At 66.6% G+C, this 21,577-nt stretch carries 20 protein-coding genes and 1 pseudogene; 13 read left to right on the plus strand and 8 right to left on the minus strand.

Annotation, left to right across the window (positions count from 1 at the left end):
- Positions 1–21 precede the first annotated feature (21 nt).
- Positions 22–843, plus strand: a complete 822-nt coding sequence (locus tag ACFQBT_RS15900) for an endonuclease domain-containing protein (protein ID WP_377824148.1) — start codon at positions 22–24, stop codon at positions 841–843.
- Between the two features lie 104 nt (positions 844–947).
- Here the strand turns inward: ACFQBT_RS15900 and ACFQBT_RS15905 are convergent, their stop codons facing one another.
- Both ACFQBT_RS15905 and ACFQBT_RS15910 read right to left on the minus strand, forming a co-directional pair.
- The gene (locus ACFQBT_RS15905; protein ID WP_377824150.1) at positions 948–1,256 is read right to left on the minus strand and encodes a DUF3263 domain-containing protein; all 309 of its coding nucleotides are present in this window, start codon (positions 1,254–1,256) and stop codon (positions 948–950) included.
- A 37-nt stretch (positions 1,257–1,293) separates the two neighbouring features.
- Positions 1,294–3,120 (minus strand): pyridoxal phosphate-dependent decarboxylase family protein, encoded by a 1,827-nt coding sequence (locus ACFQBT_RS15910; protein WP_377824152.1) that lies wholly within the window; start codon positions 3,118–3,120, stop codon positions 1,294–1,296.
- A 23-nt stretch (positions 3,121–3,143) separates the two neighbouring features.
- Here ACFQBT_RS15910 and ACFQBT_RS15915 point away from each other — a divergent pair, with 23 nt between their 5' ends.
- From ACFQBT_RS15915 to ACFQBT_RS15940, 6 genes are all read left to right on the plus strand, one after another.
- The gene (locus ACFQBT_RS15915; protein WP_377824154.1) at positions 3,144–3,821 is read left to right on the plus strand and encodes a uracil-DNA glycosylase; all 678 of its coding nucleotides are present in this window, start codon (positions 3,144–3,146) and stop codon (positions 3,819–3,821) included.
- Positions 3,818–4,624: an SGNH/GDSL hydrolase family protein gene (locus ACFQBT_RS15920; RefSeq protein ID WP_377824156.1), complete on the plus strand. Its 807-nt coding sequence runs from the start codon at positions 3,818–3,820 to the stop codon at positions 4,622–4,624. Before ACFQBT_RS15915 ends, ACFQBT_RS15920 begins: the two co-directional genes overlap by 4 nt.
- A complete protein-coding gene (gene modA / locus ACFQBT_RS15925; RefSeq protein WP_377824157.1) occupies positions 4,621–5,412 on the plus strand; it encodes a molybdate ABC transporter substrate-binding protein in 792 nt (263 codons plus the stop codon). Before ACFQBT_RS15920 ends, modA begins: the two co-directional genes overlap by 4 nt.
- Positions 5,413–5,477: 65 nt before the next feature.
- The gene (modB, locus tag ACFQBT_RS15930) at positions 5,478–6,212 is read left to right on the plus strand and encodes a molybdate ABC transporter permease subunit (RefSeq protein ID WP_377824159.1); all 735 of its coding nucleotides are present in this window, start codon (positions 5,478–5,480) and stop codon (positions 6,210–6,212) included.
- Positions 6,209–7,072 carry an ABC transporter ATP-binding protein gene (locus tag ACFQBT_RS15935; RefSeq protein WP_377824160.1) on the plus strand — a complete coding sequence of 288 codons (864 nt, stop codon included), beginning with the start codon at positions 6,209–6,211 and terminating at the stop codon, positions 7,070–7,072. The genes modB and ACFQBT_RS15935 overlap by 4 nt, the downstream gene beginning before the upstream one ends.
- Positions 7,069–7,245, plus strand: coding sequence for a TOBE domain-containing protein (locus tag ACFQBT_RS15940; RefSeq protein ID WP_377824162.1), 177 nt, complete (start codon positions 7,069–7,071; stop codon positions 7,243–7,245). Before ACFQBT_RS15935 ends, ACFQBT_RS15940 begins: the two co-directional genes overlap by 4 nt.
- Positions 7,246–7,249: 4 nt before the next feature.
- Here ACFQBT_RS15940 and ACFQBT_RS15945 read toward each other — a convergent pair whose 3' ends face one another.
- The 5 genes and pseudogenes from ACFQBT_RS15945 to ACFQBT_RS15965 form a co-directional block, all read right to left on the minus strand.
- On the minus strand, positions 7,250–8,023 hold the full coding sequence (locus ACFQBT_RS15945; protein ID WP_377824164.1) for a polysaccharide deacetylase family protein: 774 nt from the start codon (positions 8,021–8,023) through the stop codon (positions 7,250–7,252).
- A gap of 49 nt (positions 8,024–8,072) precedes the next feature.
- Positions 8,073–9,128: a threonine aldolase family protein gene (locus tag ACFQBT_RS15950; RefSeq protein WP_377824165.1), complete on the minus strand. Its 1,056-nt coding sequence runs from the start codon at positions 9,126–9,128 to the stop codon at positions 8,073–8,075.
- Between the two features lie 10 nt (positions 9,129–9,138).
- On the minus strand, positions 9,139–9,831 hold the full coding sequence (locus tag ACFQBT_RS15955; protein WP_377824167.1) for an SDR family NAD(P)-dependent oxidoreductase: 693 nt from the start codon (positions 9,829–9,831) through the stop codon (positions 9,139–9,141).
- Positions 9,828–11,101 (minus strand): annotated as a pseudogene (locus ACFQBT_RS15960) (DUF6421 family protein). Before ACFQBT_RS15960 ends, ACFQBT_RS15955 begins: the two are co-directional and overlap by 4 nt.
- 302 nt (positions 11,102–11,403) lie before the next feature.
- Positions 11,404–11,952, minus strand: coding sequence for a hypothetical protein (locus ACFQBT_RS15965; RefSeq protein WP_377824169.1), 549 nt, complete (start codon positions 11,950–11,952; stop codon positions 11,404–11,406).
- Positions 11,953–12,166: 214 nt separating this feature from the next.
- Here ACFQBT_RS15965 and ACFQBT_RS15970 point away from each other — a divergent pair, with 214 nt between their 5' ends.
- Positions 12,167–12,736, plus strand: coding sequence for an NADPH-dependent FMN reductase (locus ACFQBT_RS15970; RefSeq protein ID WP_377824171.1), 570 nt, complete (start codon positions 12,167–12,169; stop codon positions 12,734–12,736).
- A 103-nt stretch (positions 12,737–12,839) separates the two neighbouring features.
- On the opposite strand, the gene mgrA is transcribed toward ACFQBT_RS15970, so the two are convergent.
- Positions 12,840–13,877: an L-glyceraldehyde 3-phosphate reductase gene (mgrA, locus tag ACFQBT_RS15975; RefSeq protein WP_377825523.1), complete on the minus strand. Its 1,038-nt coding sequence runs from the start codon at positions 13,875–13,877 to the stop codon at positions 12,840–12,842.
- A gap of 70 nt (positions 13,878–13,947) precedes the next feature.
- Between mgrA and ACFQBT_RS15980 the strand changes: the two genes are divergently transcribed.
- From ACFQBT_RS15980 to ACFQBT_RS16000, 5 genes are all read left to right on the plus strand, one after another.
- A complete protein-coding gene (locus ACFQBT_RS15980; protein ID WP_377824173.1) occupies positions 13,948–14,373 on the plus strand; it encodes a pyridoxamine 5'-phosphate oxidase family protein in 426 nt (141 codons plus the stop codon).
- 89 nt (positions 14,374–14,462) lie between these two features.
- The gene (locus ACFQBT_RS15985; protein WP_377824175.1) at positions 14,463–15,335 is read left to right on the plus strand and encodes a 3-hydroxyacyl-CoA dehydrogenase; all 873 of its coding nucleotides are present in this window, start codon (positions 14,463–14,465) and stop codon (positions 15,333–15,335) included.
- A gap of 156 nt (positions 15,336–15,491) precedes the next feature.
- Positions 15,492–17,585, plus strand: a complete 2,094-nt coding sequence (locus ACFQBT_RS15990) for a glycosyl hydrolase (protein WP_377824177.1) — start codon at positions 15,492–15,494, stop codon at positions 17,583–17,585.
- A gap of 256 nt (positions 17,586–17,841) precedes the next feature.
- Positions 17,842–19,905, plus strand: coding sequence for an acyltransferase family protein (locus ACFQBT_RS15995; protein ID WP_377824179.1), 2,064 nt, complete (start codon positions 17,842–17,844; stop codon positions 19,903–19,905).
- Between the two features lie 110 nt (positions 19,906–20,015).
- On the plus strand, positions 20,016–21,536 hold the full coding sequence (locus ACFQBT_RS16000) for a glycosyltransferase family 2 protein (protein ID WP_377824181.1): 1,521 nt from the start codon (positions 20,016–20,018) through the stop codon (positions 21,534–21,536).
- The last annotated feature ends 41 nt before the right edge of the window (positions 21,537–21,577 follow it).

The following is a 21,577-nucleotide window of genomic DNA, read 5'->3' on the forward strand; positions in this document are numbered from 1 at the left end:
CGCGTGCCGCACAGTGGCCCGATGGACCTCACCGTTCACGTACGCCGGGCCGGCGGCATCGTGCCCACCCGGGCTCTGCGGGCGGCTGGCTTCAGCGACTATCACATCCGCCAATCGCTCGATGCCCGTCAGATCCACCGGGTCCGCAAGGGCTGGGTCGCCGTCGCCGACGTGGATCGCGGCATCGTGCAGGCGGTGCGGTCGCACGGCGTACTCAGCTGTATCAGCGAAGCGGCGCGCGTCGGCCTGTGGACGGTCGCGGATGGCCGGCTCCACATCGCGGTGCACAGCCACACAGCACGCGTCGCCACCTCGTCATGTGTGGCGCATTGGTCTGCCCCCACGATCCCGCGCGACCCTGATGCAGCGGTCGACCCGATCGAGAACGTGCTGGTGCTGGTGGCGCAGTGCCAGTCCCGGGAGAACGCTCTGGCCGCGTGGGAAGCTGCTTTCCGGCGCAAGCTCGTCACTCCGCAGGAGATGGCACGACTGCCCCTGCCACCACGGGCCCGCGACGTCCTTGCTGTCGCCCGACTGTGGGCGGATTCCGGCCTGGAATCGATCACGATGGAGCGGCTGCGCTGGCTGAAGCTGCGGATCGTGCCGCAGGCCTGGATCGCCGGGCACTGGGTCGACCTGCTGATCGGCGATCGGTTGGTGCTGCAGATCGACGGCGCGCAGCATGTGAAGGATCAGCGGGAGAAGGACATTGCGCATGACGCGCGGTTGGTGCTGATGGGATACACCGTGATCCGGGTCAGCTATCGGCAGATCATGGACGATTGGCCGTCGGTGCAGCACCGCATCATGCAGGCTGTGGCACAGGGCCTGCACGTGGCCTGACGCTTGCGCCCTGCCGATACGCAGGTGATTGAGGATTCTGGAGCCGGATTCCGCCGAAACGACCTGCAGAACCTCGATCGCTCCAGAATCGTGACGAGTCGCCCTCAGCTGGGGTCGTCGAAACCAAGGCGACGAGCGGTCCGCTGGCGCATCCGCGAAGACCGCAGCCGCTGCAACCGCTTCACCAGCAACGGGTCGGCTTCGAGCGCCGCCTGCTGATCAATCAGGTCGTTCAGGATCTGGTAGTACCGCGTCGAGCTGAGCCCGAACGTCTCGCGGATCGTCTGCTCCTTAGCGCCCGGCTGACGCCACCAATCGCGCTCGAAAGCCAGGATCTGCCGGTCGCGCTCGGACAATCCGCCAGTGCGCGCAGCGTCCGACGACGGGTTCGGGGCGTGCAGCGGCTCACTCATGGCATCGATGGTAGTCGCGGAACTACATCGATGTCATTCAGAACCCCGAGCAGACCTCGATCGACTGGCCACGAGCCGTCACCGGCCGGTTCCCTCGCGGCTCGGAGAGATGAACGATGCGATCCTGGTAGTGCGCCGCAAGGATCACATCCCCTGCGAATACATTCCTCGAACCAGTCGCGACGATCTCGATCGCGGCAGGCGTCTGGCTCTGCAATCGGACATCGACATCCTTGACGTCCGCTCCGGTCGCGGCAACGACCTGGATGTCGTCGGTGCCGGCGATGTCCTTGAAGCAGGAGACCGTTTGGGCCTCAGGCACCCAGTAATCGCCCACCGGATGGATCAGCGCCGCCGCACCGATGACGAACCGGCCGGTGAAGAGCAGAAACCCGACGTAGGCAGCGGCGACCACGAGACCGCCCGCCAGCCATGTCCGCATCCGGCGTGGCGACTGCCCCAGGAGGGCAGGACGCAACTCTGATCCAACCGTCACCGCACCAGTAGACCAGTGCCCCAGCCGGTCAGGCCATCGAATCCAGGATCGCGTCGATGTCGGCCTCCGAGGTCTTCGGATTGACGATCGCGAACCGCGCCAGCGTCTCCCCGCATGCGAGGTCGACACCACGAAGCCCTGCTGCGACTCCAACAGCGCATCGGACCACGCGTAGTAGTCCGCCGGCTCCCAGCCGAGCCTGCGGAACACCAGCACCGACAGGTCGGCAGGCCGCACCGCCTCGACGTACGGCCGCAACGCCACCTGCTCCTCGGCGTACCGGGCGACCTCCAGGGTGCGCTCGATCGCGGCGGTGTAGGCGTCAGTCCCGTTGGACACCAGGGAGAACCAGAACGGCAAGCCGCGAGCGCGCCGGGTCAGGCCGATGCTGTAGTCGGTGGGGTTCCAATCCTCCGCGTCGTTGAGGACATCGAGGTACGACGCGTGCTGGGTGTGCGCCGCGCGCGCCAGGTTCGGGTCGCGATAGAGCAACGCACAGCAGTCGAACGGCGCGAAGAGCCACTTGTGCGGGTCGACGATGAAGGAGTCACACCGCTCAATCCCGGCGTACCGCGAACGCACGGACGGGGCGGCCAGGCCGGCACCGCCGTACGCGCCGTCGATGTGCAGCCAGAGGCCGTATTCCTCGCAGACGTCGGCAACGGAAGCCAGGTCGTCGATGATCCCGAAGTTCGTGGTGCCGGCGGTCGCGACGACGGCGAAGAAGTCCTCGGTGCCCTCCGCCTCGAGCATTGCGCGCAGGTTGTTCCCGGTCAGGCGCCAGTCCTCGACGTCGACGGGCACCAACTCGGCGTCCATCACATCGCAGGCGGACTGGATCGAGGAGTGCGCGCCGGCGGTCGCCGCCACGCGGTAGGGGCGCCGGCCGGTGCGGGCCCGAGCCGTCGCGCGAGCGGCCACCAACGCCGACAGGTTGCCGATGGTGCCGCCGGGAACGAAAACTCCGCCCGCCGAGGCCGGCAGACCCACCAGCGATGCGATCCAGTTCAACGCCTGGTTCTCGGCGTACACCGCACCCGAACCCTCCAGCCACGACCCCGCGTAGATGGAGGACGCACCCACGATCAGGTCGAACATCGCCGCCTCCCGGGTCGGGGCGCACGGGATGAAGGACAGGTAGCGGGGGTGGTCGATGGACAGGCAGGCGGGAGCGAGGTCCTCCTCGAAGAGCCGCATCGCGGCCAATCCACCGATCCCGTCGGCGGAGATGGCGCCGGCGGCAACGGTGTCGAGTTCGGCCTTGGTGCGCGGGAAGTCCAACGGCACCGGATCCAGGGCCAGGCGTTCCTTGGTGTAGCGCAGTACCTCGTCGCCGAGCGCTCGGGTGGTCTCGTCGAATTCGTGCACGACGCCGAGTTTAGGTTTAGACCGTGACCACGATCGCCCTGCCACCGGACATCGACCCGTCCTGGGCGCCGGCCCTCGAACCCGTTGCCGACAAGATCGCCGCGTGTGGCACCTTCCTTCGCGAAGAGATCGCCGCCGGACGGGGTTACCTGCCAGCGGGAGACGCGGTGCTCCGGGCGTTCCGGGTGCCGCTACCCGACGTACGCGTGTTGATCGTCGGACAGGACCCCTACCCCACCCCCGGTCATGCGGTCGGGTTGTCGTTTTCCGTTGCACCGCAAGTCACACCCCTGCCGGCGTCACTGCGGAACATCTACAAGGAACTCATCGACGACCTGGGCGTCGACCCGCCCAGCACCGGCGATCTGACCCCGTGGGCACAGCAGGGTGTCATGTTGCTCAACCGAGTGCTGACCGTGCGGCCGGGTGAACCGGGCAGCCATCGCGGCATCGGCTGGGAGCACGTCACGGCAGCCGCGATCCAGGCCCTCGCCCAGCGCGGCGGTCCGATGGTGGCGATCCTGTGGGGCCGCGACGCACGCAATCTGGCGGCCCATCTGGGTGAGGTTCCCACGGTGCAGAGTGCGCACCCTTCGCCCCTATCGGCGCACGGCGGCTTCTTCGGATCGAAGCCGTTCAGCCGCACCAACGAACTCCTCACGGCGCAAGGCGCCGACCCCATCGATTGGAGTATCCCGTGACCTGGTCCCGCTACGTCGCGATCGGCGACTCGTTCACCGAAGGGATGAGCGACCCCGACCCGCAGGTGCCGGACAGGTACGTCGGGTGGGCCGACCGCCTCGCCGCTCACCTCTCCGCCAAAGCGGCTGCCGAGGGTCGTGACTTCGGCTACGCCAACCTCGCCGTTCGCGGCCGTCTGCTCGCGGACGTCGAGGGCCCGCAGCTCGACGCGGCGCTGGAGTTGCAGCCGGACCTGGTCAGCATCGTGGGCGGACCCAACGATCTGCTGCGCCCCGGGGCCGACATCGACGACCTCGCCGATCGGTTGGAAGCGGCCGTGGCGAAGATCCGGGCGACGGGTGCGGATGTGCTGATGTCGACCACCGCCGACCCCGGGAACGCACCGGTGCTGAAACGGATCCGACCCCGCACCTCGGTCTTCACCGCGAACATCTGGGGTATCGCGCAGCGGCAGGGTGCCTACGTGCTGGATATGTGGAATCTGCGCGTGCTGCGCGATCCGCGGCTGTGGGCGACCGACCGGCTGCACCTGACCACGCAGGGGCACCAGAGGGTCGCCGCGCAGGCCGCATGGACACTTGGAGATCGGGACACCGAGCGGGACTGGGCGATACCGTTGCCGCCAGCACCTCCGCTGTCACGACTAGCCGCGGTCCGCGGGCACGCAGCATGGGCTCAGGAGTACCTGGGACCGTGGGTCCAGCGTCGGCTCACGGGGCGTAGTAGTGGGGACAACGTGGCGCCGAAACGACCGGAGCTAACCCCGATCGATCTCCCCACCGATCAAGGAGAACCAGCATGAGCTACCTCCCTACCCGCATCGCCGCCGCCGCAGCAGCCGGCACCGTTCTGCTGGCCGGTTGCGGCTCGACGTCATCCTCGCCGGCGACCAACACCGGCACCAACACCTCGGCAGCGACGGGCAAGAAGACCGTGACGGTGCTGGCGGCGGCATCGCTGACCGAGGCGTTCAAGAAGATCGCGGACGAGGTGATGAAGCAGCATCCGGATCTGGATATCAAGATCAGCTTCGGCGCAAGTTCCACGTTGGCGACGCAGTTGAACAACGGGGTCGACGCGGACATCATCGCGTTGGCCGACGAGAAGTCGAAGACGACCATCACCCCGTCGCTGATCGAGGGCAAGCCGACGCAGCTGTTCGCGACCAACCGGCTGGAGATCGCGACCCCGTCCGGCAACCCGGCGCACGTGACCGGCCTTGCCTCCCTGAGCAGTTCGTCCATCGACACGGTCCTGTGCGCCAAGCAGGTGCCGTGCGGTCGCGCCGCCCAGACGGTGCTGACCAAGGCCAACGTCAACCCGCACGTCATCAGCTACGAAACCGATGTGAAGGCGACGCTGGCGAAGGTGAAGACCGGTGACGCGGACGCGGCGATCGTCTACCAGACCGACGTTTCCTCGGCCGGTTCGGCGGTGACCGGCGTCGTCATCCCGGAGGACCAGAACACCGTCACCAAGCTACCGATCGTGCAGCTGACCGACACCGAGGGCGCCAAGGAGTTCTACCAAGCCGTCACCTCCAGTGAGGGCCAGGACGTCCTGAAGAGCCTGGGCTTCGGCGCGGCCTGATCGGCCGCTGTGGCCGGCAGCCACGGGCGTAGTCCTTTCGCAGCCCACTAGCGCTTCTGGCGCTAGTGGGCTTGGCGTTGCTGGCCATTCCGCTGGCGTCGTTGCTGATCCGCGTGTCGTGGACGACGCTGGGGCCCGACCTGCAGACCGCCGGCGCCAAGGACGCCATCTGGCTCTCGATCCGCACCACCTTGACGACCGTCGTGCTCTGTCTGCTTCTGGGTACGCCGCTGGCCTGGGTCCTCGCCCGCAGCGAGGGCCGCTGGGTGCCCTGGGTGCGTGCGGTCGTCACGGTCCCGCTGGTCCTGCCGCCGGTCGTCGGCGGTGTGGCGTTGCTCCTGGCGTGGGGCAGGACCGGTGTGATCGGCGGTCCGCTGTACGACTGGTTCGGCTGGCGGTTGCCCTATAACTGGTCGCGGGTGGTGCTGGCCGAGGTCTTCGTCGCGCTGCCGTTCTTCGTGCTCGCGGTAGAAGGTGCGATGCGGTCCCTGGACCCGCGCTACGACGACATTGCCTCGACCCTCGGCGCTACTCCGACGAGGACCTTCACCCGGGTCGTCATCCCGCAGGTGCTGCCGGGCATCGCCGCCGGGGCGATGCTGGCGTGGGCACGCGCACTGGGTGAATTCGGGGCGACCCTCACCTTCGCCGGGTCGTTCCCGGGGACCACGATGACCGCACCATTGGCCGTCTACCAGGCGCTGGACGTCGACCAGAACGCGGCCAACGCGCTGGCTATCGTGATGCTGTTGGTGTGCGTGCTGGTGCTGGGGGCGCTGCGCGGGAAGTGGCTGCGATGAGCGTGTTCATCGACGGCCGGGTCGAGCAGGGTTCGTTCGACCTGGAGGTGGCGCTGGCTTTCGAATCCGGCAGGGTGACAGGCATTCTGGGCCCGAACGGCTCGGGCAAGACAACCCTGTTGCGAGCCATCGCCGGCCTCACCTTCCTGACGAGCGGATCGCTGACCGTCGACGGTGCTGACTGGAAATCGCTCGCGCCGCAAGACCGCTCGGTCGGTCTGGTGCTCGCCGACCCCGTGCTCTTCCCCCACCTCAACGCCACCGACAACGTGGCCTTCGGGCCGCGATCGCGCGGTGTGGCAGCCTCGACCGCCCGTGAACGTGCGCTGGAGGAGCTCGACGCCCTCGGGATCGCCGACCTCGCCGGCCGCAAGCCCAAGGCACTCTCCACCGGGCAGGCGCAGCGCGTGGCGTTGGCCCGGGCGTTGGCCACCGACCCGAAGGTGCTGTTGCTGGACGAGTCCCTCGCCGGTCTGGATCCGCAGACGAGGACCACTGTGCGCGGCGTACTCGCTTCTCGTCTGGCGCATTTCGACGGGACGACGATCATGGTCACGCACGATCCGGTGGACGCATTGACCCTGGCCGACGAGTTGGTCTTCCTGGAGGACGGGCGACTCACCCAGCGCGGCACCCCGGCGCAGGTGTCGGCTGCCCCGCGATCGACGTACGCCGCGACCCTGGTCGGTCTGAACCTGCTGCCCGGCAACGCGACCGGGGACGGTCTGGTGGCCACCGGACTGGGTGAGGTGCGCACCACCTCCGAGGTGGTCGGAGGCTGCTGGATCAGCATCCGGCCCAATGCGGTGTCGCTGTGGCACTCACCCCCTCTGGCTCGCCGCGCAACACGTGGCAGATGACGGTCACGGGGGTTGAGGTGATCGGCCAGACGGCTCGAATCATGTTGTCCGCCAACGACAGTCGCCTGGTCGCGGAAGTGACGACGCTGGCCGTCAACGAGCTGGGGCTGGTAGCCGGCGCGCCCGTATGGGCCAGCGTGAAGGCGACCGAGATCGACTGCTATCCCCGCTGACCGGTCACGGAAGGCGGGTCATCGAGAAACCCCGGGCGCGCAGTTGCGGCAGCAGCCAGCCGATCGCGTCCAGCTCGGCGTCGTTGACCGACGAGCGACCGTCGTGGGACAGGATGATCATCCCCGACGAGGCGTGGTCGAGCGCGGCCTGCGCTTCCTGGCGACTGCCGCCGGTGCGGTGCGACCACAGGACGACCTCGTCGAGACCGGCCTGGTGCGCGGCCCACAGGACCGGTGCGTCGAGGCGCCCGTACGGCGGTCGCATCCGTGTCGGGCTGACCCCGGTGATCTCGGTGATGGCGTGTCGCGTCGTACTCAGGATGCCGGCCAGCTGCGCGGGCTCGAGGGTCGTCATGTCGGTGTGGTCACCGCCGTGGACCCCGATCTCGTGGCCGGCATCATGCACCTGCCGGACCACGTCGGGGTGGCCCTTGATGAACTCGTGCAACATGAAGAAGGTCGCGGTCGCATCGTTGCGGTGCAGGGTGTCCAGGATCCTGGGCGTCCACACGGGCGAGGGGCCGTCGTCGAAGGTCAGGTGAGCGGTCAGCGTCGGCGGCGCTTCGGTGTGCCAGGTGATGCGCACGCTCATCGGCGCGGTGACGGTGTCCGGCATCGGCGAGACGCGGTAGGTCGGCGATCGGTAGGTCACGACTTCGTCGGTCGCGGTTGCAGTGCCGGCAGCACTGACGACGGCGATCCCGGTACCGCCGAGGATGGCGGCGCGCCGGCTCAATCCGCGGCGACGGCCCTCATTGGCCTCCGGCGTGATTTCCACCCGCGAAGGATATGCCCGCAATCGCAAAGGGAACACACAGGCGGCATTCTTACGCCGACCGGTACGCCGCTATTTCGTCCCGGACCGCCGCCGCGAAGGCGTCGACGTCGTCCTCGGTGGTGTCCCAGGAGCACATCCACCGGACTTCGCCCGTGACCTCGTCCCAGAAGTAGAACCGGAACGTCTCCGTCAGCTTCAGCGACACCTCCTGCGGCAGAACGGCGAACACCGCATTGGCCTGTGTCGGCCGTGGCAGCGTGACCACGTCGCTCACGGCCGCAGCCAGTCGCGTCGCCATCTCGTTCGCGTGCTGAGCCGACCGCAGGTAGAGGTCATCGCTCAGCAGGGCGAGTAGCTGCGCGGACAGGAAGCGCATCTTCGAGGCAAGCTGCATCGACTGCTTGCGCAGGAAGACGATTCCGTGCACCGCCGCCGGGTTGAGCACCACGACGGCCTCCGCCCCGAGCAGGCCGTTCTTGGTGCCGCCGAAGGACAGGATGTCCACGCCGGTGTCGGTGATCAGTTCGGCCAGCGACACCCCGAGCGAGGCCACCGCGTTGCTGATCCGTGACCCGTCGACGTGCAGCACCAGATCATGGGCATGCGCCCACGTCGCGATCTGCCGGATCTCCTCCACGGTGTAGGCGGTGCCGAGCTCGGTGGTCTGGGTAATCGACACCGCACCGACCGGAGCGGCATGCTCATCCCCCACCCGCAGCGGGAACGCCTCGAGCAGTTGCGGGGTCAACTTCCCGTCCGGTGTCGGGATGGTCTTGAGCTTGAGGTGACCCACACTCTCCGGCGCCGCACCCTCATCGACGTTGATGTGCGCGGTCTCCGCACAGATCACCGACTCCCAGCGGTGCGTGACCGATTGCAGCGCAACGACGTTGGCCCCGGTTCCATTGAAGACCGGGAACACTTCAACCGGCGCTTCGAACAGCTCCGCCATCCGCTCACGCAGCGCCGCGGTGTAGTCGTCCTCGCCGTAGGCCACCTGATGGCCGCCGTTGGCGGCGGCCAGGGCATCGAGCACCTCGGGATGCACCCCGGCATAGTTATCACTGGCGAATCCGCGCGCCGACGCGTCGTGCAGGGAAGTCATGGAGACAAGGTCACCACACGGCGCCGTTGATCTCGGCGGCGGGGCGATCCCACAGCCCGATCAACTGCGCGGCCAACTCGTCGACGTCGGTGAAATTCTTGTACGCCTTCGACGGGTTGGCTTCCCGCATCGCAGGGGTGACCAGCGCCATGATCCGAATGACCGACGCCGCAGCCACGAGATCCTCCTGGCTGCGGGCGAACGAGTCGGCCACCGACCGGGTCCAGGACTCGGCGGCTGCCTTCGCCGCGGCGTACGGCGCATTGGTCGCCGTCGGCTTGGCCACCGACGTCGACGACACGATCGCCAGACGCCCCCGCGGACTGGCCGTCAACGCATCGTGTAGCGCGCGCGACGTGTGCTGCAGGGTGCGGATCAGGTTCTGCTCCAGCCAGTCCCAGTCGGCCAGGTCGGTCTCGACGATGCCTTTGCCGCCGCGCCAGCCGCCGACCAGGTGCAGCAACCCGTCCACGTGGCCGTAGGTCTCGACCAGTTCGTGCCCCCACGCCAACGTGGCGGACTCATCGGACAGATCGACCACCGAGGGTACGACGCCCGGGGCTTCCAGCGCGGCGAGCCGGTCCGCGGAGCGACCGACCGCGACGACCGTGGCACCGGCCTGCGCTGCGGCGCGCGTCGCAGCGCGACCGAGATCACCGGCCGCGCCGGCGACCACGACGACGAGTCCGGACAGATCCGTCACGCGGCGACCACCTGCGCGGCCGGAGCGATACCTGTGATCCCGCGGGTGGACTCGATGACCGGGGCCATCTTCTTGCGCAATGACTCGTAGAAGACGTTGAGCGGGAACTCATCGGGCTGCACGAGATCCACCAGCGCCTTGACCGGGCCGTCGAGCGGCAGGTTCTCGGCGCCCTTGGCCCACGCGGAGGCGGGGTGCGGCGCGACGTACGTCGTGACGAACTCGTACGACGCCAGCCAGTGGCCGACGCGCGAACGGTCGATCCCGTTGCGGTAGAGCGTTTCCACTTCTTCACACAGCTGCACGATGACCGACGGCACCCGGCGCCAGTCGAAGGACAACCGGTTGTCGGTCCAGCGCAGCGCGTCGTGCTTGTGCAGGTAGGCGAACATCAGCTGCCCGCCCAGCCCGTCGTAGTTGCGCACCCGGTCGCCGGTGATCGGGAACCGGAAGAGGCGGTCGAAAAGCACTGCCAATTGGACGAATCGGGCGTACGGCTGCCCCTCGTCCTCCAGGATGACGGCCTGCCGGAAGGTGTTCAGGTCGCAGCGCAACTCCTCCAGCGCATACATCCAGAACGGCATCCGCTGCTTGATCATGAACGGGTCGAAGGGCAGGTCGCCGTGACTGTGCGTGCGGTCGTGGATCAGGTCCCACATCGCGAAGGTCTCCTGCGCAAGGGACTGCGAAGCCAGCAACCGCTCCCCTCCGGCGGCAGATCCAGCGACAGGAGCGACGAAGCGGCGGTCACGACCTCGCGGAAGCGGGCGCCCTCGCGGTCGCAGAAGATCGCACCCCAGTGGAACTTCGGAACCTCCCGCACCGCAACGGTCTCCGGGAAGAGAACCGCCGAGTTGGTGTCGTAGCCGGGCGTGAAGTCGATGAAGTTCACCGGCAGGAACATCGTGTTGTCGTAGGTCGCCTCGACCTCACCCAGCCACGAGGGCCACATGACCTTGATCAGGAGCGCCTCGAAGACCCGGTCGGGATTGCCGTTCTGGGTGTACATCGGGAAGAGCACCAGGTGCTCGATCCCGTCCTGCCGGCACAGGTCCGGGCGGAAGATCACGAGCGAGTCGAGGAAGTCCGGCTTGCCGAATCCTTCGTCCCGCCAGCGGGCGAGATCCCCAGGCAGGGCGGCGAGGTAGTCCGCGTCGTGCGGGAAGTGCGGGGCGAGTTCGGCTACTCGATCGATCATGATCTGGACCAGCTCGGCCGCCCGGGTCACGTCGTACGTCGATGCATCGATCGAACCGTCCTTGGCCTGCATCAGGCGCAACTCCTCGACCGCGTCCTTGAGCGCGAACCAGGCCGGGGATGACGCGATCTGGCTGGGCGCGACGGGAGCGGCAACCCGGCGGCCGGCCGCCGATGCCCAGGTCACGACGTTGGTCCAGAACCGCTTGTGGTCCAGTTCGCCGATGCTGTCGTCGCCGACCAGGTCCGAGTCCGCAACAACGACAACGCGTCCGGCGTCCACGCGCGCGGCGATTGCCAGCGCTTCATGCGCGGGGTACGCCGAGCCACTGGTCCGCGCCAGGACCGTCACGTCTGCGTCGGCGGAGGTTTCGATCACTCCAGCCCGATAGAAGCACAACTCGCCGACACCGGCCAGCAGTCCCTGGCCCAGTCCTCCGGCGACCTCGCCGAGTACCCAGGTGGCGTTGCCCTGGTGGCGCCGTCCACCGTCAGCGCTCTCGTGGACCAGCGTGCTACGCACGTGCAACCCGAAACGGGCCAGCAACTCGTTGACGTTGTTGCCGTGGGTGTCCTGGTCGCATTCGGCCAGCACCACCAGCCCCCGCCGGCTCGCACGAAGGACTCGATGGCGTCGATTTCCGAAGCGCCGAAGACCGGGGGCAGCGAGCCGGCAACCCGCTCGGACGCCGCTTGCGCGGGGTGGGCGATCACGTAGACATCCGCGTCGCGAAGTTGCGCACCATCGACCGCGCCTTCGCGGCGCGCGACCACCTGTAGTCCCCGGGCGCGCAGGGCGTCAGCGGCCAGATGCAAGGAAGCGTCGGCCGGGTTGGCCGGGTTCATCGCCGCGGCCTGTGCCCGGTCCAGCGCCCACGCACTGCTGTGGGCTTGCTCGACCAGGACGGTGGGGAACTCACTCATGGCGACCTCCGGAATTCGCGATGGTTGACGGACGATGACGGCTGCACTTCGCGGCGGCGCGCAAGATTTGCTGTGGAGATCAGGTTAACCAGAAATCCTTACGGAAAGCTAACGCAGAACGAACAGATCCCTCACGCCTCGACCGGTGCGCCGCAAGGCAGGTCACGTACAGCGAGTGCCTATGGATCCGGGGACAGGCCCTAGACTGAAACCCATGTCATTGAACGTTCTACAAGTTGTCACGGTCAGCACCCGCCCGGGCCGGATCGGCGGCCCGATCGCCGATTGGTTCATCGGGGCCGCCCGCAAGCACGGGGGCTTCGAGGTGGATCCGGTCGACCTGGCCGAACTCGATCTGCCGATGATGGACGAGCCGAACCACCCCCGCCTCCAGCAGTACACCAAGGACCACACCAAGGCCTGGGCGGCGCGGGTCGAGCGGGCGGACGCGTTCGTCTTCGTCTCCCCCGAATACAACTTCGGGATCGCCGCACCGTTGAAGAACGCACTGGACTACCTGCACAAGGAGTGGGCCTACAAGCCGGCGTCCTTCGTCAGTTACGGCGGGGTGTCCGGCGGGCTGCGCGCCGTCCAGATGGCCAAGCAGATCATCACCACCCTCGGGATGTACGCCATCCCGCAGCAGGTCATCATCCCCTTCGCCATGAAGCAGATCGCCGACGGCGTCTTCACACCCAACGACGAGCAGGCGGCGTCCGCGACGATCGTGCTGGACGAGTTGCTCAAGGTCACTGACGCCCTGGCGCCCCTGCGCAGCAACTGACTTTTGGAGCGGGTTTCACCCGGAATCACGAATCCCGGGTAAAACCCGCTCCAACAACGACGGTGGGTTGTCCAGCACGCAGAGCGCGCGTACGTCGTCCCTATCAGGCGCGGGACGACGTACGCCAGAGGTTGATCCCGGCGTCCACCGCGTGCTGGTCGATCTGCGCGAGCTCATCCGGACCGAACTCGAGGTTGTCCAGGGCGCCCAGGTTGTCCTCGAGTTGCTCGACGCTGGAGGCGCCGACGAGCACCGAGGTCACGCGATCATCGCGCAACGCCCACGCCAGTGCCATTTGGGCCAGCGACTGACCCCGGGCCGAGGCCATCTTGTTCAGCGCCTTGACGTGTTTGAGCGACTCCGGTTTGAGCAGCTTGGGATCCAGCGATTTGCCCTGTGACGCGCGCGAACCCTCGGGGATGCCCTTGAGGTACTTGTCGGTCAACATCCCCTGCGCCAACGGCGAGAACGCGATACAGCCGACGCCGTTCGCACCCAGAACATCGAGCAGGTCTTCTTCGACCCACCGGTTCAACATCGAGTACGACGGCTGGTGGATCAGCAGAGGCGTGCCGAGTTCGCGCAGGATGGCCAACGCTTCGCGGGTGCGGTCGCCGGAGTACGACGAGATGCCGATGTAGAGCGCCTTACCTGCACGGACCGCGGAGTCGAGCGCGCCGAGCGTCTCCTCCAGCGGCGTGTCGGCGTCGAAGCGGTGGCTGTAGAAGATGTCGACGTAATCGACACCCATCCGCTGCAGCGACTGATCCAGCGACGCCAGGAGATACTTCCGCGACCCGCCACCCTGGCCGTAGGGACCGGGCCACATGTCGTAGCCCGCCTTGGTCGACAGGATGAGTTCGTCGCGGTATCGCTTGAAGTCCTGGGCGAAGATCGTGCCGAAGTTGCGCTCGGCGCTGCCGTACGGCGGCCCGTAGTTGTTGGCCAGGTCGAAGTGGGTCACGCCGAGGTCGAAGGCACGCCGCAGGATGGCGCGCTGGCGCTCCAGCGGCACGTCGTCGCCGAAGTTGTGCCACAGACCGAGCGATACGGCCGGCAACTGCAGGCCGCTGCGGCCGCAGCGTCGGTAGGTCATCGTGTCGTAGCGGCCGCGAAGGGCCTGGTAGTCGTCACTGTGCATGGTCACGGTTGCCAGTCTGCCCCCTCGACGTGAGGACTAGCATCGAAGGTGGAGACCGAAGGAGCGCGCGATGGTAGACAACCCGATTGCCCCGATGACCGACGACGAAGCATGGGAGGCGTTGCGCAGTCACGAATTCGGCCGCCTCGCATTCCACCTTCTTGATGAAGTACACATCGTTCCGATCAACTACGCGGTCGATGGCAGCCACCGGATCATCTTCCGCACCGCAGAAGGATCCAAACTCCTTGGTGTGGAGATGAACTCGGACGTTGCTTTCGAGATCGACCAGTACGACGACGAGACGGCATTCAGCGTGATCGCCCGGGGCCGCGCGACCACCCTTGAGGGCAGTGCGGCGTACATCGCGGACAACCTTCCCCTGCGACCATGGGTGCCCACGGAGAAGTACAACGTGGTGGCTATCGCGGTCAGCGAGATCAGCGGGCGACGGTTCCGCCTCGAGAAGCCGTGGACCAGCATTCACACCACGTGAGACGGAAAGGCCCGCCGCCTGGCCGGCGACTTGGGTAGAGTCACGTGCGGGCGTAGCCTTTCTACAGATGTAGAAAAGGAGGCGTCACCATGACGCAGACAGCACCCACGAGCAGTTCCATCCAGCGAGTCACCGTCCTCGGGACGGGAGTCCTCGGCGCACAGATTGCGTTCCAGACCGCTTACAGCGGTAAGCAGGTCACGGCGTACGACATCTCGCAGGACGCACTCACCACAGCGCGCGCGACCTTCGACGGCCTCGCCGCGACGTACGTGAAGGAAGTGCAAGGCGCAGCCGATGGCAAAGCGCAGCAGACCCGCGACGGATTGACCCTCACCGCCGACCTGGCTGCGGCGGTCGCCGAGGCCGATCTGGTCATCGAGGCCATCCCCGAGGTGCTCGACCTCAAGCGTGAGACCTTCGCCAAGATCAACGACCTCGCGCCGGCCAGCACCATTTTTGCGACCAATTCCTCCACGCTGCTGCCCAGTGCGATCAGTGACGCAACCGGCCGGGAGGACCGTTTCCTGGCGTTGCATTTCGCCAACCAGATCTGGCGGGCCAATACCGCCGAGGTCATGGGAACGCCGAAAACCGATCCGGCCGTCTTCGACCGCGTCGTCGAGTTCGCTCGCGAGATCGGAATGGTGCCGATCCCGATCCACAAGGAGAAGGCCGGCTACGTCCTGAACTCGCTGCTCGTCCCCCTGCTCGGTGCGGCGCTCGAACTAGCCGCCGGCGGCTACGCCGAGCCCAAGGACGTCGACAACGTGTGGCGCATCGCCACCGGTTCACCGGTCGGTCCGTTCCAGCTGTACGACATCATCGGGCTCATCACGCCGTACAACATCATGAGCCACGGGGACGACGACGCCCGCAAACTCGGTCAGTGGTTGAAGGTCAACTACATCGACAAGGGCAAAACGGGGATCGCCGCCGGTGAAGGGTTCTACAAGTACTGATCCGGCCCGCACCGTGTGAGCCTCACCACCCGCGCCCGCTCGTGACGCGGTGCGCGGGTGCGACCTACGATGGTGGGACTGCACACCCCGCACATCGGTACTGACCGAATCCGTCTCATCCGACGACGTCTGAGGCCCAACGGAAGTTGGCATCAGGTGCGATGGAGCCTTCCCGACACTCCCCGGGCCCACCGTTGGCAGCTCGTCGCGGCCGCTTGCTGCGCGGTCCTGGCCGTGGTCGCGGTGCTCACGACGACCGCCAGGAGCCGTGATGGTCAGCCCGACCCGCATGCCTGGGACGCCGAGAGCGGCGGCGCGGCTGCGGTGACCGCTCCCGAGGCGGTGTTCCCAGCGGGTTCCATCGACGCCGCGCTGTCCCGGGTCGTCCACCGCGACCTGGGTACGGTCAAGGCGCCGCGTTTGGCCAACGGCCTTGCGCCGCCGACCAATCGGTGGTTCTCGGGCCTAGCACTCGGCCCGACCGCGCAGCCGGTGTACCCCATGCCGTACAGCTACACGCCGACGTCAGACGGCTTCAGTTTCGGTGTCCCCTCCGTCAGCACGCAGCCGGAGGTCATCACCGGGTTCGCCAGTTCCGATGTGCACGTGCGTATTCCCGGAATGACCTCGGCGACGGTCACCGGGTACGACGACGACAGTGCGACCGTGACCCTCGCCGACTCGCGTGGTGCCGTGGCGAGGGTGGTGCTCGCTCGAGGATCGCCGTACCTCAGCCTTACCGCGCTGACACCGGTCACACTGGAGACGAATCTGCCGTTCTCTTCCGGAGCGTCGACCCGGGCGGCGTCCGGGCGCGCTTACTCCGCGGTCACCCGCGGGGCCCGGATCGACGGTAACCACGTGGTGCTGGGCGCCGGCACGTCGGTCACTTGGTTCCCCGTACCGGACGGCGGCAGTCGTCAGGCGATGGCCGACGCCGCCATGGTGCTCACCGGAACAGATCTCTCGTACGGGGTGAACAGCACGACGGCAACCACCCGGATCACCTATCGCGGCAACGGAACCGGGGCCTTCGGCGTACTGCCGCACCAGACGCCTCAGCTGGCGAACCAGACGGCTTGCAACCTAGGAACGATCCCGACCGTCTTCGGCACTATGCGTATTTGCCAGGGACATCAGTTGGAATGGAGCACCCCGAACCGTCCGGTGCAGACCCAGCTGCCGATCGACCGATTGCCGGCCACGGACCGCAACCGGCTCGCGCCCATCGTCCGCGCCGACATCGCGGCCAGCACCACGTTTCCCACCGACACCTACTACGGAGGCAAGGCCCTACAGCGTCTCACCCAGTTGTGGCAGCTGGCAGAACAGCTGGGCCTGAGCCAGGCCGCCGCCTCGGCCAAATCACAACTGGTCGGCCAGCTGAACCAGTGGACCGACCCGCAAGGCTGCGCCAACCGATCCGTCAAGTGCTTCGTCTATGACGATCAGGCCCGCGGCCTGGTGGGAATGGCACCGTCGTTCGGCAGCGAGGGATTCAGCGATCACCACTTTCACTACGGCTACTTCCTTTACGCCGCAGGAATTCTCGCAATGAACGACCCCGCCCTGATGGCCCGGTGGCGACCGGTGATGGACCTGGTCGCCGCCGATCTCGCGAGCAGCGGTTCCGGTGCGTTTCCCGACCGGCGGACCTTCGACCCGTACGGCGGACAGTCCTGGGCCAACGGCAGCACGCCGCTTCCTGACGGCAACGACCAGGAGAGCACGTCAGAAGCGATCAACGCCTGGATTGGTCTGGACCTGTGGTCGAAGGCCACCCACAACCAGGCGTTGTCCACCCAGGCGCAGTGGATGCTGGCCGGGGAGACGCGGGCCGCGCTCCGCTACGGGTTGTACCTTGATCGCGCGGACCCGGTCTATCGCGGCTACCAGCATCAGATCGTCAGCCTGACCTTCGGCAGCAAGCGCGGCTACCAGACGTGGTTCTCCGCAGAAGCCAGCGCCAAGCTGGGTATTCAGTTGCTGCCCAGCGCGCCCGCGAGCATGGTCTACCTACGATCGGTTCCCAGCGCACTGATCCGTCAGGAGGTCCAGGAGGCCACGGGCACAGGGGGATTCAGTCAGACCCTCAGTGACTACGTGTTGATGTACTCAGCGCTGGCCGGTTCCACCGAGCGCGACCGGGCGCTGAAGATCGCCGGCGACCCGCAGTGGACCAGCATCGATTCGGGCAATTCACGGGCCTACCTGACGGCGTGGATTCTGTGCGCCGGGCTACCTGCCTGAACCGGCGGCGAAGTGTGCGACAACTCACTTGCCGACCCATTCTCCAACCCTCGGTGAGTGCGCTTCAATTGATGCATCCCAGACGGGCGCACTGACGCAGACCCGCAGGATCTGTTCCCCCTACGCACGGACCGCATAGCTGCGGCCGATCACCCCGGGGCGACGTTGCGGTCGACCTCCTCTTCAGCTGTTCGCAGGACCGTTTGCGGTCCGCTCCTTCATTGATCCTGTTCTTTGCGATGCGCCAGGAGTATCCGTGACCGCAGGCACTTTGATTCATGCAGAACCGGTTTCAGCAATTTCCGGCGCCCGGCGTTTCCGCCCCGACATCCAGGGAATGCGCGCCGTCGCAGTCCTGTCCGTCGTGCTGTACCACGCGGGAGTACCCCTACTGAACGGCGGTTACGCGGGGGTCGACATCTTCTTCGTCATCTCCGGGTTCCTCATCACCGGTCTGCTCTTTCGGGAGCTCGACACCACCGGCCGGGTCGCGGTCGCGCACTTCTACAGTCGCCGCTTCAGGCGACTCCTGCCGCCGGCGTTCCTCGTCATCCTCGTCACCTTGCTCTTCGGACGTTCCGTTCTGGCGCACGATCAAGTCCTGTCGCTGACCTCCGACGCGTTCTGGGCCGCTGTGTACGGCATCAACTATCACCTGGCCCTTGAGGGCGTGACGTACCAAAGTGCAGCCGATCCGTCTGCGCTGCAGCACTTCTGGTCACTCGCGGTCGAGGAGCAGTTCTACCTCATCTGGCCGACCGTCCTGTTGATCGTCGGATTCGCGGTGGCCCGCCGGTGGCGCCGCCCGGTCGTGGCCACCCTGTTGTCGTTGGTCTTCGTCGTCAGCCTGTTCGTATCGATCCGGGTGACCGACACGAACGTACCGATGGCCTATTTCAGCCTGCAGACCCGCGCGTGGGAGCTGGCGGCCGGCGGCCTTCTGGCCCTCAGCGTGCCTCTGGTGGCCCGGCTTCCCGATAACGCCTTGCGCTGGCTCGGCTGGGGCGGCCTGGCCGCGATCGTCGCGACGTTGTTCCTCTACACCGATGCCACGCCGTTCCCCAGCTATACCGCTCTCCTGCCGGTGCTCGGCGCCGTCGCGATCATCGCCGGCGGCACCCGCTTGGTCCCGGGATCGGTGGAGACCAGACTCCTCGACCGGCGACCGGTGCAGTACATCGGGCGCAGTTCGTACGCCTGGTACCTCTGGCACTGGCCGATGCTGGTGCTGCTCCCGGTATGGCTGGGTCGAGAGTTGGTGCTCTGGGAACGGCTCGAAGTCGTCTTCATCGCCTACTGGTTCGCCGTGCTGACGTACATCCTGGAGAACGCCGCTGCCCGCAGCGCGTGGAACCATCGACGCTGGTTGCTCGCCGGCGCGGCGGGTTCTGTCCTCATCATCGCCGCGACGTCGTTGGTGACGGTCCTGATGCCGTCGTTGCAGGGCCGCGGGGCAGCGACGGCGGCCACCCTCCTGCGCTCGCCCGACCCCACCGGAGTCGACCGGGCCATTGCGCGCAGTCTGCAGATCACGGCCGTACCCGCCAACCTGACACCGACCCTGGCGAAGGCGTCCAAGGATTACCCGTGGGAGCCCAGCGGATGCCACGCCGGCCTGGCTCAGGTCGTGCCGCACGACTGTGTCTTCGGTGATCCGAAGGGATCGAAAACGGCTGTTCTGATTGGTGATTCGCACGCCGACCAATGGCTCAACGCGTTGTCCACCGACGCAGCCGCCAACGGCTGGAAGCTGATCAGCATGACCAAGGCCGCCTGCCCGGTCGCGGATCTCCTGGTCTGGAACAACGACCTGAAACGGCCGTACACCGAGTGCCAGACGTTCAAGGCGGCGGCATGGCCGCAGATCAAGGCCATCAAGCCGGACCTGATCATCGCCAGCCAGGCGGATGCCGTCGGCGCGTCGACGTTCAAACCGAACACCTGGGCAGCGTCCACGGTGCAACAGCTGCGCGCGCTTTCCGGGCCCAAGACCAGACTGGTGTACCTGGGCGACACCCCGTACATGCCCGCCGACGCCAACCGCTGTGTCGAGCGACACCTCGACGACGTGCGCGCGTGTATCTACCCGATCAACGAGAACGCGCAGTGGACCGATTTCTATCGCACCATGCGGACCGCGATCACGACCGACCGGATCGGCTACGTCGACACCCACGCGTTCTTCTGTAACCGCTATGTATGTCCCGCCGTGGTGGAGAACATGCTCACCCACCGCGACCAGGGCCATGCCACCCGCACCTACGCCAACTGGCTAGCACCGATGCTGGCGCCCATTTTCGAGAAAGGTTCGCTCTCGTGAGTGTTGTCAGAATCTCCGCTCCACCCCGCAGAGTCCGGTTGCGCCGGCGACCGCTCGCCGCTCATACCGCCACTGAAGCCTCGCTGCCGACAGCACCGGGCGATGACGAGATGTGGCTGTACTACGGGCCTCAGCACCTGTGGTTCATCTGGCTGCGTACCGTCGCCACCATCAGCGCCGTCGCCAGTCTGCTGCTCTTCTCGATCTCGACCACCCTGCTATGGCTGTTCTGGATACCGTTCACCGTCTTCGTGATGTACATGGCCCTCACCCATTACGCGACGACACGCAAGCGGCGCTTCAGCCGCCTGGACCACGAGCGCATCGTGGAGTTCTGGGCACCGGAGAGCTATCCCAGCGTGGACGTCTTCCTGCCCAGTGCAGGCGAGGACCTGGAGGTGCTGCGTAACACCTACCGGCACGTGGCCGCGATGGAGTACGACGGAAGGCTGACGGTGTACGTCCTGGACGACGGTGATCGCGCCGAAGTTCGCGACCTCGCAGGAGATTTCGGCTTCGAATACCTGGTCCGGCCGAACCGGCCGCACATGAAGAAGGCCGGCAACCTCAAATACGGATACGAGCACTCGGACGGTGACCTGATCGTCATCTTCGACGCCGACTTCTGCCCCCGCGCCGACTTCGTCAAACAACTCGCGCCGTACATGGATGACCCCTCCATCGGCATCGTCCAGTCACCGCAATACTTCGACACCGACACTTCGATGCCCTGGCTGCAGCGGTGTGCGGGCGCAGTGCAGGAGAGCTTCTACCGGTGGGCCCAGGTCTCCCGCGACTACCTCGGTGCGCCCATCTGCGTCGGCACGTGCGCGATCTACCGACGCGCGGGACTGCAGCAATCCGGCGGGTTTGCGCAGATCGGGCACAGTGAGGACGTGCACACCGGCGTCAACCTGTTGAAGGCCGGTTTCAGCACGATCTACGTTCCGGTCATCCTGGCCAAGGGTCTGTGCCCGGACCAGATGGCCAGCTTCATCTCCCAGCAGTACCGCTGGTGCGCTGGCTCGATGAGTCTGCTGCGGGACAAGCGATTTCACGATTCGCCGCTGAAGTACCGCCAGCGCATGTGTTTCTTCACCGGCTTCGGGTACTACATCTCCACGGCCCTGGGCGTCTTCATCCTGCCGTTGCCCACGTTGGTGATGCTGTGGGCGATGCCCGATCGGGTCAAACTGTCCAACTTCTTCTGGTTGATCCCGACCTTCTTGATGTACCCCTTGATCAAGATGATCCACCGCAGCGGGTGGGGTGCCGCGACATTACGCGTCTACACCATTTCCTCCTTCAGCCACGTCGCGGCGATCTGGCACACGATGCGCGGGCGGACCGCCGAATGGGTACCCACCGGCGAGTCACGACGTACGTCGATGACCAGCAACACGATCAGCCTGATGATCGCCTGGACGGCGACCACGAACCTCGGAATGCTCATCGGCGTATTGCACTTCGTCGACGCGGGGTACAGCTTGGTCGACGCCACGCCGGTGCTGGTCGTCGCGCTGCTCAATCTGAACATCTGGGTCCCGATCACCGTGCTCGCCTGGCGGGAGCGGCGGATCCGCCTGGAGAAGGCACGTTCCACCGCGCTCATGGCCCCGGCGGAAAGCTAGCTCACCCAGAGGGTTCCTTGTCGCCGCAGCAGGTCGATAAC

The organism is Branchiibius cervicis (assembly GCF_042661605.1).
GTDB lineage: Bacteria > Actinomycetota > Actinomycetes > Actinomycetales > Dermatophilaceae > Branchiibius > Branchiibius cervicis.

What these genes read in the sequence shown, in the direction of transcription:
- ACFQBT_RS15970 (WP_377824171.1), top strand. Translation starts at nt 12,167, where the DNA reads ATGTCATTGAACGTTCTACAAGTTGTCACGGTCAGCACCCGCCCGGGC.
- ACFQBT_RS15940 (WP_377824162.1), top strand. Translation starts at nt 7,069, where the DNA reads ATGACGGTCACGGGGGTTGAGGTGATCGGCCAGACGGCTCGAATCATG.
- ACFQBT_RS15980 (WP_377824173.1), top strand. Translation starts at nt 13,948, where the DNA reads ATGGTAGACAACCCGATTGCCCCGATGACCGACGACGAAGCATGGGAG.
- ACFQBT_RS15935 (WP_377824160.1), top strand. Translation starts at nt 6,209, where the DNA reads ATGAGCGTGTTCATCGACGGCCGGGTCGAGCAGGGTTCGTTCGACCTG.
- modA (WP_377824157.1), top strand. Translation starts at nt 4,621, where the DNA reads ATGAGCTACCTCCCTACCCGCATCGCCGCCGCCGCAGCAGCCGGCACC.
- ACFQBT_RS15965 (WP_377824169.1), bottom strand. Translation starts at nt 11,952, where the DNA reads ATGAGTGAGTTCCCCACCGTCCTGGTCGAGCAAGCCCACAGCAGTGCG.
- ACFQBT_RS15985 (WP_377824175.1), top strand. Translation starts at nt 14,463, where the DNA reads ATGACGCAGACAGCACCCACGAGCAGTTCCATCCAGCGAGTCACCGTC.
- ACFQBT_RS15900 (WP_377824148.1), top strand. Translation starts at nt 22, where the DNA reads ATGGACCTCACCGTTCACGTACGCCGGGCCGGCGGCATCGTGCCCACC.
- ACFQBT_RS15950 (WP_377824165.1), bottom strand. Translation starts at nt 9,128, where the DNA reads ATGACTTCCCTGCACGACGCGTCGGCGCGCGGATTCGCCAGTGATAAC.
- ACFQBT_RS16000 (WP_377824181.1), top strand. Translation starts at nt 20,016, where the DNA reads ATGTGGCTGTACTACGGGCCTCAGCACCTGTGGTTCATCTGGCTGCGT.
- ACFQBT_RS15905 (WP_377824150.1), bottom strand. Translation starts at nt 1,256, where the DNA reads ATGAGTGAGCCGCTGCACGCCCCGAACCCGTCGTCGGACGCTGCGCGC.
- mgrA (WP_377825523.1), bottom strand. Translation starts at nt 13,877, where the DNA reads ATGCACAGTGACGACTACCAGGCCCTTCGCGGCCGCTACGACACGATG.